Source organism: Streptomyces sp. NBC_01445 (assembly GCF_035918235.1).
In the GTDB taxonomy this organism is placed as follows: Bacteria; Actinomycetota; Actinomycetes; order Streptomycetales; family Streptomycetaceae; genus Streptomyces.
Map to the genome: position 1 here is coordinate 9,519,161 of NZ_CP109485.1, position 15,008 is coordinate 9,534,168.

Consider the following 15,008-nt stretch of genomic DNA (forward strand, 5'->3'; position numbering starts at 1 on the left):
GACGGGGTGTTCGATCACCTCACGCGGCCACCGGTGAAGGCCCCGTTCGCCTTCGAAGGACCGGGCCCGTCAAGTGCCCCGCCGCGGACTCTCATCCGCCCGGCGACGGAGACGTCGGACGCCATGAAACGGACGAACTGCCGTCAGCATCAAGGGCGTGCGCGACTACGCTCGTATGTCGTGAACGCCTACTTCACGACGGAACAGTGCCCGAGCTGCGGCTGCCACACCGACGGCCTCTCCAACAGATTCGCCTGCACTTCCTGCGACACGGTATGGACCTCGGGAGATCCGGACTCGGTCGTGAGCCCGCGCTCGAGAGTCATGTGACCGTCGGGCAGCGCCGGCCGACCGCGTCGAACGGTCCGGGTCAGCCCAGGCGGGCAGGGCGGCTTTTGTCGAGCTGGTCGGCAAGGTGCCTTCGCGGCCGAACTAGGCAGTACCTTCGCCGGCGTTGGTGAGCGGGCCGATAGGTTGGGCTGATGTCTGAGCCGCGATCGATCCTTTTGCTGTCCGGAAGCCTGCGGACCGATTCCTCCAACGAGGCCGTGCTGCGCACCGTGCAGGCCCTGGCCACCCCGCCGGTGCGCACGGTCATGTACGACGGGTTGGCGGCCCTTCCGCATTTCAACCCGGATGACGACGCGGATCCGTTGCCGACTCCCGTGGCTGGATTGCGCACGGCGATCGCGGAGGCGACCGCGATCTTGATCTGCACGCCGGAGTACGCGGGCACGCTGCCGGGTTCGTTCAAGAACCTGCTGGACTGGACAGTGGGTGGCACCGAGATCTGCGACAAGCCCGTGGCCTTCGTGAACGCGGCCGCCCCCGGCCGGGGCGGGGGCGCGGCGGCGACGCTGCGCACGGTGCTCGGCTACACCGGCGCCGACATCGTGGAATCGGCCTGCTCGAGGATCCCGGTGGAGCGCCGGATGATCGGCACGGACGGAGTGATCACGGACCCGGCGGCGCGCGGGCGACTCGGCGAGGTGCTTGGTCTGCTGGCAGGTTTCCATGCACCGGCCGCGGAGCCCGACGAGACGTAGCCCCATCCCGTGGCCCCGCACACGGCGGGTCGGGCGTCTACTGCGGCTCCGTCGCGATCTGGATCAGGTTGCCGCAGGTGTCGTCGAAGACAGCGGTGGTGACGGGGCCCATCTCCAGGGGGTCCTGGGTGAAGGTGACGCCGAGGTTGCTCAGGCGCTCGTACTCCGCCTGCACGTCGTCGACCGCGAACTGGGCGAGCGGAATGCCGTCCGCGACGAGCGCGTCGCGGAAGGGCTTGACGGCCGGGTGGCCGGCGGGCTCCAGGAGGAGTTCGGTGCCGCCGAGCTCGTCCGGTGAGACGACGGTCAGCCACCGGTGCTTCTCGCCCACCGGGACGTCGTGCTTCTTCACGAAGCCGAGGATCTCGGTGTAGAAGCGCTCGGCCTTGGCCTGGTCGTCGACGAGGACGCTGGTCAGGTGGATCTTCATGGGGTGCTCTCCTCCGGTCCGGATGTGTGGGGCGCGGGCACGGGCCATCGCTCGGCGATGTGCCGCAGTGGCTCCGTGTTCAGCTCGTGGAACTTGTAGCGGCCTTCACGCCTGGTCTCGACGAGCCCGGCTGCCTCCAGCACGGCAAGGTGCTGGGAGACCCCCTGGCGCGAGATGCCGAGCTGGTGCTTCATGCTCAGCCGCCCGCAGATCTCGAACAGTGTCTGTCCGGACTTCTCCGTGAGCTCGTCGAGGATGGTGCGGCGGGTGGGGTCGGCCAAGGCTTTGAAGAGATCGTCGGCCATGGCCGAATGATAGGCAACTCCTCGCTTGCCTATCAAGTCGAGGCGCCCGAGGCGGCGAGTTCCGCCGTGTTCCACCTATTGCATTAGCGCTGTTATATTAGCGCTGTGACGTCTTCCGACCCCACCGCGCTGCCCGACCCCTGGCACTCGCTGCACGAGCTGCTGGCCGCTATGGATGCCGAGATCGAGCAGGTCTACGTCGAGCGCGGCATCAAAGGGGTGCGGCCGCGGTTCGCGTACCCGCTGATCCGGCTCGCCCACACCGGACCGCTCACCATCCGCGAGCTCGCGGAGTCCCTGAACCGCTCGCACTCCGCGATCAGCCAGACGATCGCCGCCATGCGCAAGGAGGATCTGGTCACCTCCGAACCGGGGCCCGACGCCCGCACCCGGCGGATCAACCTGACCGAGCGCGGGCGGTCGCTGGTGCCGTTCCTGGAGGCCGAGTGGCGGGCCACCCACGCGACGGTCGCCGAACTGGACGGTGAGACCCCGCACGCGATGACCGCTGCAGTTGAGGAGGTGCGGCGGGCGCTCGAGCAACGGTCGATGCGCGAGCGCATCCTCCACCACCTGGCCGAGCCGCCGCAGTGAAAGCGCGGGCGCGGTTCCTCGACACCCGCCCGCTGCGTGGCAGCCGACCGTTCCGACACCTGTGGATCGGCACCTCAGCCTCCCAACTCGGCGGCCAGATAATGACCGTGGCGGTGCTCGCCCAGGTCTGGGACCTGACCGGCAGCACAGTGGGCACCGGCGCCATCGGGCTCGCCACCGGCCTGCCGATGGTGCTGTTCGGGCTGATCGGCGGCACGCTGGCCGACAGTGTCGACCGCCGGGCGCTGGTGCGGGCCACTACGGCAGGCCAACTGCTGGTCGCCGCAGGGCTGTCGGCTCAGGCACTGGCGGGCAACCGGAACGTGTTCCTGCTGCTCGCCCTGGTCGCTGCCGGGACCGCCTGCGGCGCGCTCGGCGCCCCGGCCCGGCGCACGTTCCCGGTCCGGCTGCTGCCGGCCGACCAGGTCGCGGCCGGTCTCGCGCTGACCAACATCTCCTTCCAGGCGGCGATGTTGGCCGGGCCCGCGCTGGCCGGGCTGATCATCGCCCGCTGGGACCTCCCTGCCGCGTACGCCGCTCAGGCGGTGGCCACGGTGGTCTCGATCCTCGCGGTGATCCGCCTTCCGGCCATGAGGCCCGAGGGTGCGGATGCAGCTGTCGCCAAGCGGCGTCCGGAGCGCGGCGGTTGGCGGATCGTTCTGCGTCGCCCGACACTGTGGGGCTCGATGGTCACCGACCTGTCCGCGACGCTCCTCGCCATGCCGATCGCGCTGTTCCCGCTGGTGAACGAGATCCGCTTCGGCGGCAACCCGCAGACCCTCGGCCTGTTCCTCTCGGCCGTCGCGGTAGGCGGGATCACGGCCGGCCTCCTCTCCGGCACGGTGACACGCCGGCGCCGGGGCGGCCTGGTCCAGCTGGGTGCGGCTGCCGTCTGGGGCCTGGCGCTGGCCGGCTTCGGCCTCTCCGGGCCGCTGTGGCCGGCCCTCGTCTGCCTGGCCGTGGCAGGTGCCGCCGACACCGTCTCCGTGGTCACCCGCAGTGCGCTGGTTCAGTTGGAGACCCCGGACGCGTACCGGGGGAGAGTCTCCTCCGTGGAACATGTCATCGGTGTCGCGGGCCCCGAACTCGGCAATTTCCGGGGCGGGTTGATGGCATCGGCGACCTCCGCCCCCTTCGCCCTGGTCGCCGGCGGCCTGTCCGCCACGCTGGCGGTCGCGACGGTGGCAGCGACCAACGCCTCCCTCCGCGCCTACCGCACGCCGCGCACCCCCAACAATCGTCACAGCGAAGAGCCTTGCGGAGGTCCGTCCTCCGGAACTGCAGACGTCGCGCTCAAGTGTGACGGCTCAGAGACACGATGAGGCCAATGAGTGAACCCGAGTTGGACCGCCACTGAAGAAAGAATTGGCCAATCATTGATCGCCTTACCGGTAGCCGCAGTTCATGGCCGTCTCCGACGTCTTTGACGAACCGGTGAGGCGCATTTCCTGCCAACCGGCAACGCATCCAAGCGAATAGCGCGGGAGTCACATGTAGCTGTTAGAGGCACATACTCCTCATGGAGGCAATGCAATGCATTCTCGTCCCATAAGCCGCCGTACGATGCGCGCCGCGTCGGCGGTGATGCTGGCTGTCGGTGCGGGGCTTACCGGTCCCGTCCTGCTGGCCGGTACGGCCGGTGCCGCGACGTCGCCGGCCACCGCCGCGATCGACGGCCGTGCGGTCGCCTACACCGCCGCCCCCGGTCAGACCAACGACGTGACCGTCACAGCGTCGAAGGACGGAGCTGACATCACGTACGTCATCGACGACGTGGTCACGATCAGCGCGGGCGACGGCTGCTCGTACCCGAGCAGCACGGACCAGACCCAGGTCACCTGCACAATCACCACGGTGGACAGCCAGGACCCGTACGCCTCCCTCGAGTTGTCCCTCGGTGATGGCAACGATGTCCTCACCTACGACAACCAGACCGACGAGACGTACAACTTCGCCTCGATCGACATGGGCGACGGCAAGGACACCCTGACCGAGACGGGCGGCGTCCAGGGCAATGGCGTCACTGGTGGAGCGGGCGACGACAACCTCTCCGTGGGTCCGGTCACGGTGGTGCTCGGCGGTGACGGCAACGACACGATCGACGCCGCCGACGGGACCATCGCGCAGGGCGGCATCGGCAACGACACCATCCACTCCAGGGGCGAGGACAGCGCCGTCGACGGCGGTGCCGGCCGCGACCTGATCTACGGGGGTGCGGACAGGCAGAGCCTGTCCGGCGGCGACGACAACGACACGATCCGCGGCGGCGACGGGAGCGACCACCTGTACGGCGGCAAGGGCGACGACGTTCTGTACGGCGAAGCCGGCGACGACACGATCTACGGGAACAGCGGTAACGACAAGCTGTACGGGGGAGCCGGCACGGACACCCTCTCGGGCGGACCCGGCACGAACGTCGTCCACCAGGACTGACGTCCCCTTCGCCGGCCCGGGAACTGCCGATGCCCGGGCCGGCGCCGGCTGCCCTCACTGACGTGACTCCGATGAAACTCACAGCCCCTCACGCGGACAGCCGCAAAGAGTCACGTCCCTGGCCTTCGCCCCGGACGGCCGCTCCGTGGCCGGCGGCGGCCACGACGGCGTGATCCACCTCTGGGACACGGCCACCGGAGACCGGCGACTCGCCCTGGCCGGGCACGTCGGGCCGGTGATCTGCGTGGCGTTCGGCCCCGACGGACACACCCTTGCCGGCGGTGGCCAGGACCGGGTGCTCCGGCTCTGGGACGTACGGATTCGTTAGACGGGGCTTGTTGCCGGTCGGGAACGGCCGGCCGAAGCGGACTCGCGGTTCAGCCCCGCGCGAGCTCGGTCAGCGCGTCGAGACGGGTGGGTGTCCAGCCGAGTTCGCGCCGGGCACGGGCGCCGGTGAACTGCTGGTCGAGGGCGAAGGCCTCGGCGACCGGGCCCATCCGCCGCACGGCCTCCTCAAGCGTCAGCGAGTCGATACTGCCCGGACACCCGACGGCCCGGCTGAGGGCTCGGGTGATGTCCGCCAGCGGGACGTTCTGGTCGCTGACCCCGGCGTAGACAGAACCGGCCGGGGCATTCAGAGCCAGTACGTACAGCTCGGCGAGGTCGTCCACGTGGACCAGGGCCCAGTGGTTGGCGCCGTCCCCGATGCAGGGCACGGCGCCGGCGGCGCGTCCCGGCTCGGCGAAGAACGACTGCACAAGGCCGCCGGAGTGGCCGTAGACGAGTCCAGGCATCACCACCACCGGGCGCTCCCCGGTGGCGGCCCGCGCGAGCACGCGCTTCTCGTTCTCCAGGCGCCACGAGGTGATGCGCGGCGGGCTGAGAGGGGCGGTCTCATCGACGACTCCGTCGGTGTTGCCGTATACCCAGACCCCGCCTGTGTGTACATACGGGTGGCTTGCCGCGCCGTCCTGCAGGGCCTCCGCCGCGACGCGGTCGACGTCTGCGGTTCCCTCGGCGTAGTCCACCCCCAGGTGGATCACTCCGTCGGCCCGGCGGGCCGCCTCACGAAGGACGTCGGTGTCGGTGAGCGCCCCCGCGACAGGCGTCGCGCCCAGGTCCGACACGGTGCCCGCGGAGCGTTCGCTGCGCGCCAGTGCCGTCACCTCGATGCCACGCCGGATGAGCGCCTTGATGGTGGAGCGGCCGATGTACCCGGAGCCGCCCGTGATGAAGACCTGCATCGCCCTCACGGTCCTTTCGGATGGCGGCGGGAGGTCCGCCGCTCCTCCACCCTGGCCCGCTCCGCAGTCGGAGTCCAAGACCTCTTCCGTCGCCGGTGATGCCCTCAGGGCATCAGTGCTGCGCAACGGCGATGCCGGCGAATTCCGGCAGCAGCGGGGACTGACGGTGAGCGCTCCAGGCAAGGCACACCTCGTTGGGGCCGATGTCGTCGATGGGTACGTGGGCGACATCGGTGTGCGTGTAGTAGGCCGCGGTGGAAAGCGGTAGGACGACGACGCCGCCGGAGGTCGCGACGTGTTCCAGCTTCTCCTCGACGCTGCGGAACGCGGGCGGTGGCCCTGGCCTCTCACCGCCGGCCCGATCGGGGAGGTCGCGCCACTCGGGGACGGCGTCGGGGTCCTGCAGCAGGCGTTCGGCGGCCAGGTCCGCGATACCGATGGACTCCTTGCCCGCGAGGCGGTGATGCGCCGGCACGACGGCGACGCGCGGTTCCCGGAAGACCGGGCGCAGAACGAGACCGCTGTGGTCGACCGGCAACCGTACGAAGCTCACATCGACAAGCCCCTCGTGCACCGCCTGAACCTGGTTCTCCCAAGAGGTGCGCACCACCTCCACGCTCAGCTCGGGATGCCTGGCGGCAAAGGCCCGCACCGCGCCGGTCACGGTGATCCCGGGCATGAAGCCGACCGTGAAGGTCGACGTCCCGTGCGCGGCCCGCTGGACACGATGCTGGAGCGCCTGCGCGCCGGCCAGCAGGGGACGGGCGTCCTCCAGCAGCTGGCGGCCTGCCTCCGTCAGCTCCGTGGACTGCTTGTTCCTGGCGAACAACTGCGCGCGCAATTCATGCTCCAGGGCGCGGATCTGCCGGGAGAGCACCGGTTGCGTGATGTGCAGTCGCTCCGCGGCCCGGCCGAAGTGCAACTCCTCGGCCACGACCACGAAATAACGCAGCTTGCGCAGGTCGACATCCACTGCATCTCCCGCCGTTCCGACTGTGCAGACGCCCTGCGCCCCAGGCTAATTCTCCGTACGTCCGCCGTGCTGCGCGGCTCTCACGCCGGCCGCATCGGGGGCAGAATGAACAGGGTGAAGTACGTGCTGCTCATCTGCGACGACGAGAAGGTTTCGCCCAGCAACGAGGAACTCGAGGCGGACCCCGTACACCGGGCCTGGCTCGCGGATCTCGACCGGCGGGGCGGCATGCTCGTCGGCGCGCGGCTGCGTCCGGTGGTGGACGCGACCACGGTCCGGGTCCGGGACGGCGAAACCCTGGTGTCGGACGGCCCGTTCGCGGAGACCAAGGACTTCGTCGGCGGCTTCGTCATCGTCGAGTGCGCGGACCTGGACGAGGCGATCGCGATCGCCGAGGGCCATCCGTACGCGCGCTGGGGTGGCGTCGAGATCCGCCCGGTCTGGGAATGACCGCGCCGGACGACCGGGTCCGGACGGCCGTCGACGAGGCGTTCCGGGACGAGTGGGGCCAGGTGGTCGCGACCCTGATCGGGACGACGGGCGACTGGGACCTGGCCGAGGACTGCGCGCAGGACGCGTTCGCCGCAGCGCTGACGACCTGGGCGCGCGACGGCGTGCCGCGCCGCCCGGGCGCATGGCTCACCACCACGGCCCGCAACCGCGCCACCGACCGGCTGCGGCGCGACGCCGTCGGCGCGGCCAAGCTGCGCCAGCTCGCCGTGATCACCCGCGACCCGGACGAACTGCCGGTGGAGGACATCCCGGACGAGCGGTTGCGGCTGATCTTCACCTGCTGCCATCCCGCGCTGCCTTTCCCCGCCCGGGTCGCGCTCACTCTCCGTACGCTGGCCGGGCTGAGCACCGCCGAGATCGCCCGCGCCTTCCTGACGGCCGAGCCGACGATGGCGCAGCGCCTGGTCCGCGCCAAACGCAAGATCGCCGAGGCCGGCATTCCGTACCGCGTGCCACCCGCCGACCTTCTCCCGCAGCGACTCGCCGCCGTCCTCGCGGTGCTCTACCTGATCTTCAACGAGGGGTACGACGACGAGGGCGCGGACGACCGCCGGGCGCTGACCGCCGAAGCGATCCGGCTGTCCCGGGTCCTGATCCGGCTGATGCCCGGCGAACCCGAGCCACGCGGGCTGCTCGCCCTGATGCTGCTGCACGAGGCGCGGCGCATGACCCGTACGTCCGACGGCGTGCTCGTCACACTGGAGAAGCAGGACCGGAGCCGGTGGGATCAGGGGCTGATCGCCGAGGGGGTGGAGACCCTCGACGAGGCGCTGGCCACGAGGCGCACTGGGCCGTACCAGGTACAGGCCGCGATCGCCGCCTGTCATGCCACCGCGCCCGACGCGGAGAGCACGGACTGGCCGCAGATCGCGGTGCTGTACGCGGAGCTGGCCCGGTTGGCCCCGTCCCCGGTGGTCGAGCTGAACCGGGCGGTGGCGGTCGCGATGGCGGACGGCATCCCGGCCGGCCTGGCGCTGGTCGACGAGCTGGCCGCGTCAGGGCGGCTCGACGGCTACCACCTGCTGCCCGCGACCCGGGCCGACCTGCTTCGCCGTTCCGGCCGGAGGGCCGAGGCCGGGCACGCGTACGAGGAAGCGGTGAAACTGGCGCCGACAGAGGCCGAGCGCCGCTATCTGACAAGCCGGATCCGGGAGCTGACCAGCGGAAACGGCGAGCTGTGACTGACGTCGTGCACATCCGGCGAACTTTTTCGCTGCCCGGTGTCGATCCGGGGGGTACATCTTCGTCGGTGGGGTGACAGTCGCTCTGGAGCGAGGCGGAGAAGGCCCTCCGGACAAGGACATGAAGGGATGAGTTCTCATGAGCACCGAAACGAGCGCACCCGCACCCAAGGCCGTGGACCGAGCCGCCTACCAGGCGGAACTGGACGCGCTGCGGATCCGGGAGAAGGCGTATACCCGTGAAGGCGACGCGATCGCGGCGGCCCGCCGCCGGCTGCCCATGGTGGAAGTGAACGCCGGCGCCCCGCTGACCGGCCCCTCCGGTCAGGTCACGCTGCTGGACGCGTTCGAGGGCCGCACGCAGCTCATCGCGTACTTCCAGATGTGGCACACAGACCACCCCGCCGCCGACCAGTGCGAGGGCTGCACGTTTTTCAACAGCCAGGTCCGCGAGCTGTCCTACCTGCACTCCCGTGACGTCACTTACGCGACGCTGTGCCAGGGCCCGTACGAGGTGAGCGTCCGCTACCGCGACTTCATGGGCTGGGACGTGCCCTGGTACTCGGCCGAGGAGTCGATCGACACGCTGATGGCGGGGCGTGGTCCGTTCATGCTGGCGTGTTATCTGCGCCAGGGAGACCGCGTGTTCGAGACGTACTGGACCACAGGCCGCGGCGTCGAGGCCATGGATCAGACGTACAGCCTGCTGGACCGGACGGCGTACGGGCGGCAGGAGCCGTGGGAGGACTCGCCCGCCGGCTGGCCGCAGATCAGCGGTAACTACATGCGCACCGACGGACGCCCCACCGCCCAGTGGCCCCGCCTGGACGCCGGACGCTCCGACGAACTGGAAGCCGCCGGGAGCTAGGGCCTCTCGTTCGGATCACGCCGGGCTCGCGGGATCTGGCGCGGCCTGATCCAGACGAAAGACCCCAGTCGTTCAACCGGCTTGCGGCTGAAGGGAATTCAGATCCACCCCCGGCGCGCCGCGATCACCCCCGCCTGGAAGCGGTTCGCGGCGCCCAGCTCTTGGTGGAGACGGCTGATCCGGCGCCGCATCGTCCGTACCGACCAGCCCAACTGGCGGGCTATCGCCTCGTCCTTGAGGCCGCCGACGAGGAGGGTCAGCATCTGGCGGTCCTCCTCGCCGAGGGGGTCTTCCTCGGCGGGGGCACCCAGTGGGGTCGCGGTGCGCCAGCACAGTTCCCAGTAGTCGATCAGGCCGTCGAGCAGGGCTGACGGGCGGATGACGGCGGCGCGCACCTCGGTGGTGAAGTCGAGGGAGAGCGGCATCAGGGCGAGGCGGCGGTCGGAGATCGCCAGCTTGATGCGCAGGCCCGGCAGTACGCGGGCTTGCTCGCCGTGCGCCACCAGCTCACGGATGTCGCCCAGGACGCCGGGCCACTCCAGCGCCTCGGGTGCGTAGACGGCGCGATAGCGGACACCCCGGGTGAGGGCTGTCGCCTCGACCGGGTTGGAGGTGGTCAGCGCGTACGGGGGGCGGTCCAGGGTGATGACCTCGTCGCGCGCTTCCTGCTGAAGCTGCACGAACCAGCGGCCCAACGCCTCGCCGCCGGTGATGACTTCGACCTGTTCGGAGCCGTCCTGCCGGGCCGCGGCGAACAGCCGCGACAGCTCGCCGGCCGCCGTCCGGACGCCGTCGAGATCGGCGGTTCTGGAGCGGACCAGCGACTCCAGGGCCGCGCCCGGCTCAATGGCCGCGTACCGGCGGCGGGTTCCGGCGAGCCGCCCGACCAGGCCGTTCTCGCGAAGCCGGTCGAGGGCGCGGGCAACTCGCTCGGTGGAGCAGGACAGATCACCCGCGAGGTCGGCGGGCGCGGCGGTGTGGCGGACGAGGATCGCCCGGTAGACGCTCTCGTCGAAGGCTTCGATTCCCGCGGCGGTCAGCTGAGGCATGGGCGGATCTTGGCCCGTGTGTGCCAGCGGCAGCAATGGGCCAGGCCAAATCGTTGTCTGGACCACTCGCGTCCGATTAATTCGTCTGGCATGACCCCTCGAAGAACCTTCACTGCCGGGCTCACGGCCGCCGTCATCAGCGGCCTGCTGTCCGCGGTGCCCCAGTCCGCCGGTGCGGACCCACACCAGGACCTCGAGCAGCGTGTCATCGTCACGCTGTCCGGGGATGCCGCCGCGACGGGCAAGGGCACGTTGCGGTCCGCCGACGTCAAGGAGATCGGTGCCGACCGCGCCTCCCTCGCCGCCCGGCAGAGGACGTTCCTCGGTGACGCGAAGGACGCCGGGCTGAGCACCGGTTCTCCGCGCCGCCTGAACCTGCTGCTCAACGCGGTCGCCGTGACCGTGAAGGCCTCCGATGTCGCCGAGCTGAAGCAACTGCCCGGGGTGGCCTCCGTCGTCCCCGACACCAAGGCGCACATCCTCACCGACGACAGTGTGCCGCTGATCAACGCGCCGCAGGTCTGGCAGCGCAAGGACCCGGCGGGCAACGGGGCCGACGGCAAGGGCGTCACCGTCGCCATCCTCGACAGCGGCGTCGACTACAGCCACCCGGACCTGGGCGGCGCCTTCGGCAAGGGCCACAAGGTCGTCGGCGGTTACGACTTCGTCAACGGCGACGCCGACCCGATGGACGACAACGGCCACGGCACGCATGTCGCCGGAATCATCGCGGGCAAGGCGGCCGAGAAGGGCGGTGTCACCGGTGTGGCGCCGGGCGCGGACCTCCTCGCGTACAAGGTCATGGACGCCGCGGGGGAGGGCTACACCTCCGACATCGTCGCCGGCATCGAGGCCGCGATCGACCCGGCCAGTCCGCACCGCGCCGACGTCGTCAACATGAGCCTCGGCGGCTACGGAGACGGCCGTGATCCGCTCGGCCTGGCCGCAACCGCCGCCGCCAAGGCCGGAGTTGTCGTGGTCGCCTCGGCCGGCAACGAGGGCCCGGGAAGCGGCACCGTCGGCACCCCGGCCGCCGCCGACGGCGTCATCGCGGTCGGGGCCTCGATCAGCGGGCTGCGCATACCCGGCGCCGCCTACAAGGGCGGCAAGAAGATCCAGACGTACCGCGGCATGATCTCGGCGAACCCGCCCGCCAAGCCCGCCACCGCCGAACTCGTCGACCTCGGCCAGGGCACCCCGGAGGACTGGGAGCGGGCCGGAGACGTCAAGGGCAAGGTCGTCCGCGTCGAAATGATGGTCGCGGCCGTCCGTGACGACCTGTACGCCTCGGAGATCGAGACGGCCCGCGAGGCGGAGCGCCGCGGCGCGCTCGCCGTCATCGGCGGGCAGAACTCGGGCGGCGGACCGGTGCTCGCCGGGGGGCCGGACACGGCCGGTCAGCCGGGCGGCTCGGGTCAGCCGCCGCCCGGCGCGGACGGCACCGTGCCGCTCGACCCGGCGACGTCCGTCAAGGAGTCGGGCGACTCGCTGCGCATGGACTCCATGGTCATGCTGGGTGTCGACGCCACTCAGTTCGCCGAGCTCGGCCGCCGCCTGGCGGACGGCAAGGTCGAGGTGACGATCAGCGGCACGGACGTCACCGACAAGATCGCGTCCTTCTCCTCGCGCGGCCCCGACCTGAACTGGGACCTCAAGCCGGACCTCGTCGCACCGGGTTACGACATCCGCTCGACGGTCCCCAAGTCCCTTTACGCGCCCGGCTATTACCGCATGTCGGGTACGTCGATGGCGGGACCGCACGTCGCGGGCGCCGCGGCCCTGCTGCGCCAGCTCCGTCCCGGTGAGACCCCGGCGAAGGTCACCTCCGAACTCGTGGGCAGTGCGAAGGAGTTGAAGGACTACGGGACGACGACCACCGGTTCCGGACGGCTCGACGTCGCCGCGGCCGCGGACCGGGCGGACGCCGCCGTCACCACGACGCCGGCCACCCTCTCGTACGGACTCGCCGACCTCTCCCGGCACACCGTGGGCGGCAGCAAGAAGCTCACGGTCAACAACTCCGGCACACGGACCCGCACCGTCCGGCTGAAGGTGAGCGGCGAGGCCCGGGTCAGCCCGCGCACCCTGCGCATCCCGGCCGGCGGCAGCGCCGCCGCGACCGTCGCCCTCAGCGCCGACCGCCCCGAGGGCGAGGCCGAGATCAGCGGCACGGTCACGGTCACCCCCGAGCACGGCGCGGCCCTGCGCGTCCCGTACCTCCTGGTCGTACGGCAACTGTTCGTCCAGGCGGGTCCCGACCCGAGCGACGGCAAGTCCACCGCGGTCGTCTTCACACCGGCCCCGCTGGCGAAGCCGCCGGTGCTCACCGTGACACCGCCGCACGGCAGGCCCTACACGGTCACCACCGGACTCCGCTCCGGGAACGTCTATCAGGCGGAGATCACCGGCCGCGGCATCGGCACCCATCTGGTCTCGGTGACCGGACGGACGACCGACGGCAAGACCCTGACGAGCAACCGGGACGGCTTCGAGGTCACCCCCGAGGACAGCCGCGACTCCCGCTGGCAGCCCGTCGGACCGAACTCGGAGAGCGGCAACATCACCACCGCGAAGAGCGACTCCGGGGCCGCCCTCCTCACCCAGTACTACAAGCTCGGCCCCTGGTCGACCGACGACAAGGGCGCGACCTGGAAGCAGCACTCCAGGCTGCCGATCGGCGACGTGGGCGGCCAGGCCTTCACCGTCATCGACCCGAAGAACGCGAAGCGCTGGTGGTACGCCGCCAACACCATGTCCAGCATCCCCCGTACGAGCTCGATCCTGCGCACCGAGGACGGCGGCCGCACCTGGGAGACCCTGGACACGCCCGACGTCCCCCTCACCGCCTTCCTCGCCGACGAGGCGACGAAGAGGCTCGTGGCCGTCACCCCCACCGATCTGCTGATCAGCAAGGACGGCGGCGACACCTGGGCCGAGGAGCCCATCGGCATCCCCGTCGACGAGGTGTACGACGTGGCGATCGGCGGCGACAGCCTGTACTTCACGGCGGGCAAGTCCCTCTGGAAGCGCTCCGGCCTCTCCACCGGCACTCTCGGCCCGGCCACCAAGGTCCATGAATCGACGGACGGGAGGGTCTCCGTCACCGTGGCCGCGGACAGCCAGGTCGTGGCGATCTACGAGATCGGCTCGGGCGTCGTGGGCTCCTTCGACGGCGGGAAGACCTGGTCGACGCTGGACGACCATGGCGTCGGCGGTACGGGGATGACCCTCACCGGCGGCGACATGTACGTCAGTTACGGCGGCGACATCCGGGTCGGCCGCAACCACGGCCGGCAGTGGAGCACCATCCCGAGCGTCAACAACGCCTCGACGGCCTCGGACTTCGATCGCTGGGCCGATGGCTCCCTGACCGTCTCCGCGGAAGCCGCAGGTGTCTACCGGGGAACGGCCGAAGGCAAGGACTACCGACGACTGGGCGTCCAGGGCGGCACTGTCAACTCCCTCGCCGTCAGCGGAAACCAGCTCCTTGCGGCCGGCGAACAGGGCACACACCGCGCCCAGCTCCCGGTGTCGGGAGCGGAGTGGGGAAACACCGGCGGCGAGGGCACCATCGGCCTCTCGACCCGGCTGCTCCAGACCTCCGCCAAGGACTCACGGATCGTCTGGCGGGTGCGCGGCGACGCCTTCGGCGGCTTCCACCTGGAGCGCAGCGGCGACTCTGCCGCCACCTGGGAGGAGAAGGGCGCCAGCAACGGCAGTGTGTTCGCCCTGGACGTGCACCCCGCCGACCCCGACCGCGTCTACGTCTCGTACGGCAATCTGCAGGGCATGGGCCTGTTCTCCACCGAGGACGGCGGGGCCACCTGGAAGAACGTGCTCAACGACCAGACGTACTTCACCGCGGTCGCGGGTGACCCGAAGAACCCGGACCGGCTGTGGCTCGGCGCCCCAGACGGCCTCTACCGCTCGGACAACGGCGGTGACGACATCACCAAGGTCGCCGACGGACGCGTCGACACCATCGAGTTCACCGGCTCGCGGATGCTGACCGGCGGCGACACCATCAAGGTCTCGACGGACGGCGGGAAGACCTTCCGCACCGGCGACACCGGCAAGCTGCCGACGAGGGTCAGCGATCTGCTCCAGGTGGGCGGCACGCTGTACGCGGCGACCACCAGCTACTGGGAGACGGCCCTGCCGCGCGGCGGCCGCGGAGTCCTGCGCTCCACGGACGGCGGCCGGACCTGGCAGAACATCTCCACCGGCCTCCAGAACCTCAATGCGACCACTCTCGCGGCCAACGGCGGCTGGCTGTACGTCGGCACGGTCCAGGGAGGCGTGCACCGCCTGAAACTCTGACCACTCCCGAATACGCGCCGCACGTGACCCCTGGGGGTGGGGGCGCGTGCGG

Annotated in this window: 14 protein-coding genes and 1 pseudogene; 10 read left to right on the forward strand and 5 right to left on the reverse strand. The window is 70.5% G+C overall.

Translation table 11 applies throughout. The features are described from left to right. Positions 1-482 precede the first annotated feature (482 nt). The gene (locus OG574_RS43440) at positions 483-1,046 is read left to right on the forward strand and encodes an NADPH-dependent FMN reductase (protein ID WP_326777728.1); all 564 of its coding nucleotides are present in this window, start codon (positions 483-485) and stop codon (positions 1,044-1,046) included. Between the two features lie 37 nt (positions 1,047-1,083). On the opposite strand, the gene OG574_RS43445 is transcribed toward OG574_RS43440, so the two are convergent. Continuing rightward, the gene (locus tag OG574_RS43445; RefSeq protein ID WP_100594385.1) at positions 1,084-1,476 is read right to left on the reverse strand and encodes a VOC family protein; all 393 of its coding nucleotides are present in this window, start codon (positions 1,474-1,476) and stop codon (positions 1,084-1,086) included. Then, positions 1,473-1,781 (reverse strand): ArsR/SmtB family transcription factor, encoded by a 309-nt coding sequence (locus OG574_RS43450; RefSeq protein ID WP_100594384.1) that lies wholly within the window; start codon positions 1,779-1,781, stop codon positions 1,473-1,475. Before OG574_RS43450 ends, OG574_RS43445 begins: the two co-directional genes overlap by 4 nt. Positions 1,782-1,886: 105 nt before the next feature. On the opposite strand from OG574_RS43450, the gene OG574_RS43455 reads away from it, so the two are divergent. From OG574_RS43455 to OG574_RS43475, 5 genes and pseudogenes are all read left to right on the forward strand, one after another. Then, positions 1,887-2,375 carry a MarR family winged helix-turn-helix transcriptional regulator gene (locus tag OG574_RS43455; RefSeq protein WP_326777729.1) on the forward strand — a complete coding sequence of 163 codons (489 nt, stop codon included), beginning with the start codon at positions 1,887-1,889 and terminating at the stop codon, positions 2,373-2,375. Further along, positions 2,372-3,697, forward strand: coding sequence for an MFS transporter (locus OG574_RS43460; RefSeq protein WP_326777730.1), 1,326 nt, complete (start codon positions 2,372-2,374; stop codon positions 3,695-3,697). Before OG574_RS43455 ends, OG574_RS43460 begins: the two co-directional genes overlap by 4 nt. Positions 3,698-3,908: 211 nt before the next feature. Beyond that, the gene (locus tag OG574_RS43465; protein ID WP_326777731.1) at positions 3,909-4,808 is read left to right on the forward strand and encodes a calcium-binding protein; all 900 of its coding nucleotides are present in this window, start codon (positions 3,909-3,911) and stop codon (positions 4,806-4,808) included. Between the two features lie 106 nt (positions 4,809-4,914). Further along, a pseudogene (locus tag OG574_RS43470) lies at positions 4,915-4,983 on the forward strand (WD40 repeat domain-containing protein); the annotation flags it as partial. Further along, a complete protein-coding gene (locus tag OG574_RS43475; protein WP_326778800.1) occupies positions 4,978-5,136 on the forward strand; it encodes a WD40 repeat domain-containing protein in 159 nt (52 codons plus the stop codon). The pseudogene OG574_RS43470 and the gene OG574_RS43475, both read left to right, overlap by 6 nt. Before the next feature lie 49 nt (positions 5,137-5,185). Here the strand turns inward: OG574_RS43475 and OG574_RS43480 are convergent, their stop codons facing one another. Together OG574_RS43480 and OG574_RS43485 are read right to left on the reverse strand one after the other, a co-directional pair. Further along, positions 5,186-6,052: an NAD-dependent epimerase/dehydratase family protein gene (locus OG574_RS43480; RefSeq protein ID WP_326777732.1), complete on the reverse strand. Its 867-nt coding sequence runs from the start codon at positions 6,050-6,052 to the stop codon at positions 5,186-5,188. A gap of 112 nt (positions 6,053-6,164) precedes the next feature. Beyond that, positions 6,165-7,025, reverse strand: coding sequence for a LysR family transcriptional regulator (locus OG574_RS43485; protein ID WP_326777733.1), 861 nt, complete (start codon positions 7,023-7,025; stop codon positions 6,165-6,167). A 105-nt stretch (positions 7,026-7,130) separates the two neighbouring features. Between OG574_RS43485 and OG574_RS43490 the strand changes: the two genes are divergently transcribed. From OG574_RS43490 to OG574_RS43500, 3 genes are all read left to right on the forward strand, one after another. After that, positions 7,131-7,475 carry a YciI family protein gene (locus OG574_RS43490; RefSeq protein WP_326777734.1) on the forward strand — a complete coding sequence of 115 codons (345 nt, stop codon included), beginning with the start codon at positions 7,131-7,133 and terminating at the stop codon, positions 7,473-7,475. Next, positions 7,472-8,719, forward strand: coding sequence for an RNA polymerase sigma factor (locus OG574_RS43495; protein WP_326777735.1), 1,248 nt, complete (start codon positions 7,472-7,474; stop codon positions 8,717-8,719). Before OG574_RS43490 ends, OG574_RS43495 begins: the two co-directional genes overlap by 4 nt. Before the next feature lie 139 nt (positions 8,720-8,858). Next, the gene (locus OG574_RS43500) at positions 8,859-9,587 is read left to right on the forward strand and encodes a DUF899 family protein (RefSeq protein ID WP_326777736.1); all 729 of its coding nucleotides are present in this window, start codon (positions 8,859-8,861) and stop codon (positions 9,585-9,587) included. A gap of 98 nt (positions 9,588-9,685) precedes the next feature. Here OG574_RS43500 and OG574_RS43505 read toward each other — a convergent pair whose 3' ends face one another. Further along, positions 9,686-10,636, reverse strand: coding sequence for a helix-turn-helix domain-containing protein (locus OG574_RS43505; RefSeq protein WP_326777737.1), 951 nt, complete (start codon positions 10,634-10,636; stop codon positions 9,686-9,688). Positions 10,637-10,726: 90 nt separating this feature from the next. On the opposite strand from OG574_RS43505, the gene OG574_RS43510 reads away from it, so the two are divergent. Further along, the gene (locus tag OG574_RS43510; RefSeq protein WP_326777738.1) at positions 10,727-14,956 is read left to right on the forward strand and encodes a S8 family serine peptidase; all 4,230 of its coding nucleotides are present in this window, start codon (positions 10,727-10,729) and stop codon (positions 14,954-14,956) included. Positions 14,957-15,008: the final 52 nt, after the last annotated feature.

What these genes read in the sequence shown, in the direction of transcription:
- OG574_RS43440 (WP_326777728.1), top strand. Translation starts at nt 483, where the DNA reads ATGTCTGAGCCGCGATCGATCCTTTTGCTGTCCGGAAGCCTGCGGACC.
- OG574_RS43445 (WP_100594385.1), bottom strand. Translation starts at nt 1,476, where the DNA reads ATGAAGATCCACCTGACCAGCGTCCTCGTCGACGACCAGGCCAAGGCC.
- OG574_RS43450 (WP_100594384.1), bottom strand. Translation starts at nt 1,781, where the DNA reads ATGGCCGACGATCTCTTCAAAGCCTTGGCCGACCCCACCCGCCGCACC.
- OG574_RS43465 (WP_326777731.1), top strand. Translation starts at nt 3,909, where the DNA reads ATGCATTCTCGTCCCATAAGCCGCCGTACGATGCGCGCCGCGTCGGCG.
- OG574_RS43480 (WP_326777732.1), bottom strand. Translation starts at nt 6,052, where the DNA reads ATGCAGGTCTTCATCACGGGCGGCTCCGGGTACATCGGCCGCTCCACC.
- OG574_RS43490 (WP_326777734.1), top strand. Translation starts at nt 7,131, where the DNA reads ATGAACAGGGTGAAGTACGTGCTGCTCATCTGCGACGACGAGAAGGTT.
- OG574_RS43495 (WP_326777735.1), top strand. Translation starts at nt 7,472, where the DNA reads ATGACCGCGCCGGACGACCGGGTCCGGACGGCCGTCGACGAGGCGTTC.
- OG574_RS43500 (WP_326777736.1), top strand. Translation starts at nt 8,859, where the DNA reads ATGAGCACCGAAACGAGCGCACCCGCACCCAAGGCCGTGGACCGAGCC.
- OG574_RS43505 (WP_326777737.1), bottom strand. Translation starts at nt 10,636, where the DNA reads ATGCCTCAGCTGACCGCCGCGGGAATCGAAGCCTTCGACGAGAGCGTC.
- OG574_RS43510 (WP_326777738.1), top strand. Translation starts at nt 10,727, where the DNA reads ATGACCCCTCGAAGAACCTTCACTGCCGGGCTCACGGCCGCCGTCATC.